This is a genomic window from bacterium (assembly GCA_040754625.1).
In the GTDB taxonomy this organism is placed as follows: Bacteria; JACRDZ01; JAQUKH01; order JAQUKH01; family JAQUKH01; genus JAQUKH01.
Map to the genome: position 1 here is coordinate 1 of JBFMCF010000010.1, position 5,061 is coordinate 5,061.

Below are 5,061 nucleotides of genomic sequence, written 5' to 3' on the forward strand. Positions count from 1 at the left end.
AGGCTGGGAATAAAGATCCCTAATCGTCCGGTTTTTATACAAAATGTAGTGCAGAATTTGAGGGGGTAAAACCCGCAACCCCTTGAAAAATAAGGAGCTTGATTTTAAAACTGCGGAACTTAGGCTAGATTGGATAAGTCCTTTTCTGGCATTTCATTGAGCCTATAAGGAATTGAAACCGAAAATACATCTTCAACATGAGGACAGAGTATACATTTCATTGAGCCTATAAGGAATTGAAACGCACAACAACAACAACAACCAGTATCTGTAATGATAATTTCATTGAGCCTATAAGGAATTGAAACGGTCTAAGTGGAGATTTGGAAAGATTTTTGGTGTATATTTCATTGAGCCTATAAGGAATTGAAACAAAGTAGATGTTGACCAGCATATGATGGATAGATGTAATTTTATTGAGCCATATTTGGTATGTTACTTTGCGGGAGTGATACTGTTGTTTTTTAATCTTATAAGCATAATAATTGCTGCTAATCCAGTGAGAAATCCAATCCATTGGGATGTGGAAAATATCCAGTAAATTCCTCTTTCATAATCTCCCCGCAAAATTTCATTGAGACTTCGTAAAATTGAATATAAAAGTATAAATGTCCAAAACAACTGCCCATGAAATTTTTTATATTTTTTAAAAACAATAAGCAGGATAAAGAGTAAAAAACAAAAGACGAATTCATAAAGCTGGGTAGGATGGACAATAACGTCTTTCCCGAAAAAAGTCCCGGCCGGGCTTTCTATTGAGCAATGTATTCCCATAAATGAATCAGTTTCTTCACCAAAACAGCAGCCGTTTAAAAAACATCCTATTCTTGTAATACTTATACCAAGCGCCAAATAGGGCGCGATTAAATCGGAAATCTGCCATTTATGCAAATTATGTTTTTTTAAATATAAATAGGCGGCTGCAAACGCGCCAATAAGCCCCCCGTAATAAACAAGCCCTCCATGATGGAATAAGATGATCTCTATGGGGTTTTCCAGGAAAACTTTGTAATTTACGATAATGTAAAGAAACCGTGCGCCGATTATGGCTGCCAGGATGCTGTAAAATCCAAGATCGAATATATGATCTTTTTTGATACCTTCTTTTTCAGCGCCGGAAGCTACCTTATAAATGCCTATTATGAAGGCCGCGGCAAGCATGGTCCCGTATGCATATATTTTAATCGGCCCTAATTGAAAAAGTATCGGATGCATTTTCTGCTTTTTCCTTTGTTAAAAATAGAACAATGAAGATCATAGCCACTCCAATAACAATAAAAGTGTCGGCAAGATTAAATACAGGCCAGATGCGGAAATCAATAAAATCAATTACAACATTATATTGTATGCGGTCGATAAGATTTCCGATTGCACCGCTTAATATAAAAATTAATGCTGTTTTTGTCCGTATGTTGTCTGAATTTGTTTCTCTATAGATAAAAAATAATAAGAAAATTGTAATTATTGATAAAATTGTTATTACTATATTCATTTTTGGAAATAAACCAAAAGCGATACCGGAATTACGGACATATGTGAAATGGAGTATTCCGTCTATAATTTGTATGGATTGGCCAAGATTCAATTTATTTATTATTAATAATTTAGAAACCTGGTCAAGGATAATAAGGACGATTCCAAGTGCATAGAAGAACATAGTGGTTGATTATTCCAGTAAATTTTGTCTTTCCTGTTTGCATTTGATGCAGTAAGACGCGCACAAGACAGCCTTCAGTCTTTCCTTGTTTATCGGCTTGCCGCATTGAGCGCAAATGCCATAGGTGCCGGTTTTTATTTTATTCAAAGATTCTTCGAGTTTATAAAAGTATTTTTCGGTTTTTGCCCTTAAAAGCAGCAATTTTTCAGTTTCATTTGTATCTGTGCCCTGGTCCGCCAGGTGGATACTATACGCGGATAAATCTCCCGCGTCTTCACGGGGGCTTTTTTTAATATTTTCTTCAATTTTGCGTAATTCAGAACGTATTGCAGTAATTTCTTTTTCTATTAAACTTTTAAATTTCGCAATTTCTTTTTTATTAAGTTTAGCTGGTGTTGACATTAAAGTATTTCTCCTTCCTTTATAATTTTTAAGCACTTTGGGCACAAATTAGGGTGCTCTTTATCAGTCCCTGAAGATTTTGTGTATATCCAGCAGCGTTCGCATTTTATTCCCTGTGATTTTTCAATAAAGACTGATAAGCCGGGTATATTAACGGCAGAATATGAATTACCGGTTTTATTTTTGGTATTAAATATATCTACCGAAGAAACAATAAAAATTGTGGGAAGGTCATTTTTATATTTATTTAGAAAGGCCTCAAGTTTTTTGTCTTCGACTGAAAGTACAACATTTGCCTCGAGTGACTGGCCGATGATTTTAGATTGACGGGCAATCTCCAGCGCGGAATAGACCTCTTTTCTTACTGAAATTAAATTGTCCCAGTTTTCCTCAAGATGTTTTTGGATATATTCCTCGTTAATCTCGGGTAGTTCGCTCAAATGGATACTTATTTCTTTGCCGTGGAATTTTGGCAGGTGCTGCCAAACTTCTTCAGATGTATGGACCATTATGGGGGCCATTAATTTTGAAATGTTATGGATTATTTCAAATAAAACGGTTTGGGCGGCCCGTCTTTCAACTGATTTTCTGCCATATGTGTATAACCTGTCTTTTAATATGTCAAGATAGAAAGCGCTCAAATCGTTAACGCAATAATTGTATAACGCATGATAAAAATAATGAAATTGAAATGAATTATAGCCCTGTATGCTTTTTTCAAGCATCCTCTGGAGCTGAATAAGCGCAAACCGGTCGATTTCAAGCAGGTTGTTATAATCAATTTTGTCGGTTTCCGGGTTAAAGTCATGAAGATTTCCTAAAATATAACGGCATGTATTTCTTATTTTACGGTAAGCGTCTGTAAGCCTGCCGAGAATTTCTGTGGATATCTTTATATCGTTCTGATAATTTTCAGATGCAACCCATAAACGGACTATGTCAGATCCATATTTTTCTATAATTTCCTGCGGGGCAATAACGTTACCGGTGGATTTGGACATTTTTTTACCTTCACCGTCAACGACAAATCCGTGTGTCAGGACACTTTTATAGGGTGCGGTTTTTTCTATGCCGACTGATGTAAGGAGCGAACTATGAAACCATCCGCGGTGCTGGTCGCTTCCTTCGAGATACAAATCGGCAGGCCAGGATAATTCAGTCCTTTGTTTTAGTACCGCGGCATGGCTTACTCCCGAGTCAAACCAGACATCAAGTATGTCTGTTTCTTTCCTGAATTTTTTTCCGCCGCAGCCTGGACAGGATTTGTTTTCAGGTATCAAATCTCCGGTATTCATGCTGAACCAGATGTCCGCGCCGTGTTTTTTTACAAGGTTGCGAACTTTTATCATAATATCATCGTCAACAAAGTCCCGGTTGCAGTTTTCGCAGAAAAATACAGGAATAGGGACCCCCCATGCGCGCTGCCTGGAAATACACCAGTCAGGCCGGTTCGCGACCATCTGGGATATTCTTTCTTCTCCCCATGAAGGAATCCATACCACTTTTTTTATTTCTTCAAGCGCGTTTTTTCTTAAAAAGTTTTTCCCGTTAAGGCTTATAAACCATTGTTTGGTTGCCCTGAAAATAACCGGTTGTTTGCATCTCCAGCAATGAGGATATGAATGTGTAATTTTTTCAGAGAACAGTAAAGATTGTTTTTTCGCCAGGAGATTTATGATCCCCGGGTTAGCCTCGAGGACTTTTTGCCCTGAAAACAGTTCAACGTCATTTGTAAAACATCCTTTTGCGTTAACAGGCGCTATAACCTTAAGGTTATATTTGAGACCTGTTTCAAAATCTTCTTCTCCATGGCCGGGCGCAATATGGACACACCCGGAACCCGTTTCCATATCAACAAAATCAGCAAGGACCATCTGGCCGGTCCTGTCAATAAAGGGATGTTTATATGTTAATCCTTCTAAGGATTTTCCTTTCCAGGTCCCTAAAATATTTTCGTGTTTTGTATTAATCTTTTCAAAAAAGCTGTTTTCCAAATCTTTGGCGATTATTAAAATATTATTTCCGGTCCTGTACGCGTTATATATTTTTTCCGGATGGACTGCCACCGCCATATTTCCCGGTAATGTCCACGGGGTGGTGGTCCAGATTACAATATAAACATTTTCTTTTAAATCCGGCAATATTTCCTGGGGATTAGTCAATAAAAATTTTACAAAGATTGAGTCAGTAGATTCGTCTTCATATTCCACCTCAGCTTCAGCCAGGGCCGTTTCGCAGGTCCCGCACCAATATATAGGTTTTACACCATGGTAAATGAATCCGACATTTGCCAATTTTCTGAATTCATCAATTATTGTGGCTTCATAGTCATAATTCATTGTAAGGTAGGGGTGCGTCCATTCTCCATAGTTCCCCAGTCTTTTGAATTCTTCGCGCTGTATATTTACAAATTTTGCCGCGTAATCTTTACATTTTTTCCTGATTTCGATAATAGGAACAGTATCTTTGTCTTTCAGATTTTTTGTAACCTGGTGTTCCACAGGCAGGCCATGGCAGTCCCAGCCGGGGACGAAGGGGGCATCATATCCCTGCATGGATTTATAACGGACAATTATGTCCTTTAATATTTTGTTAAATGCGGTGCCGATATGAATATGGCCGTTTGCGTAGGGAGGGCCGTCATGAAGAATATATTTTTCTTTCCCTGCTCTTTTTTTCCGCAATTGGCTGTAGATTTCTTCCTTGTCCCAGATTTTTGCAATTTCCGGTTCGCGTTTCGCGAGTTCCGCGCGCATGGGGAAATCAGTTTTAGGCAAATTTATAGTTTTTTCGTATAACATAATATCCTTCAAAATATAAGATTTTTAATTATAACATAATATGAATTATTGTCAATACCATTAAAAATCCATTAGTAACCGGTCAGTTACCGGTGGTTTTGTAGCCGCAGGCTTTAGCCTGCGTAAACATTAACTGATAATTTTATTCAAATTAAAATCAAGCGAACCAGAAAAAGAATAATCTTTCCAGTCGGTAACAAG

3 protein-coding genes, 1 pseudogene and 1 CRISPR repeat array are annotated in these 5,061 nt (G+C 37.6%); all 4 genes and pseudogenes read right to left on the minus strand.

What is annotated here, in order from left to right:
- Positions 1 to 150 precede the first annotated feature (150 nt).
- A CRISPR array of direct repeats spans positions 151 to 439; the repeat unit is 29 nt; unit sequence ATTTCATTGAGCCTATAAGGAATTGAAAC.
- Between the two features lie 89 nt (positions 440 to 528).
- Positions 529 to 1,215: pseudogene (lgt, locus tag AB1498_00535) on the minus strand (prolipoprotein diacylglyceryl transferase).
- A complete protein-coding gene (gene lspA, locus AB1498_00540; GenBank protein MEW6086788.1) occupies positions 1,181 to 1,657 on the minus strand; it encodes a signal peptidase II in 477 nt (158 codons plus the stop codon). The pseudogene lgt and the gene lspA overlap by 35 nt, the downstream one beginning before the upstream one ends.
- A gap of 9 nt (positions 1,658 to 1,666) precedes the next feature.
- Positions 1,667 to 2,059 (minus strand): TraR/DksA C4-type zinc finger protein, encoded by a 393-nt coding sequence (locus tag AB1498_00545; protein MEW6086789.1) that lies wholly within the window; start codon positions 2,057 to 2,059, stop codon positions 1,667 to 1,669.
- Complete coding sequence (gene ileS / locus AB1498_00550) at positions 2,059 to 4,860, minus strand: isoleucine--tRNA ligase (GenBank protein MEW6086790.1); 2,802 nt, start codon at positions 4,858 to 4,860, stop codon at positions 2,059 to 2,061. The genes AB1498_00545 and ileS overlap by 1 nt, the downstream gene beginning before the upstream one ends.
- Positions 4,861 to 5,061 lie beyond the last annotated feature (201 nt).

Bases quoted from the DNA above. Each gene is read 5' to 3' on its own strand.
- AB1498_00545 (MEW6086789.1), bottom strand. From the start codon at position 2,059: ATGTCAACACCAGCTAAACTTAATAAAAAAGAAATTGCGAAATTTAAA.
- lspA (MEW6086788.1), bottom strand. From the start codon at position 1,657: ATGTTCTTCTATGCACTTGGAATCGTCCTTATTATCCTTGACCAGGTT.
- ileS (MEW6086790.1), bottom strand. From the start codon at position 4,860: ATGTTATACGAAAAAACTATAAATTTGCCTAAAACTGATTTCCCCATG.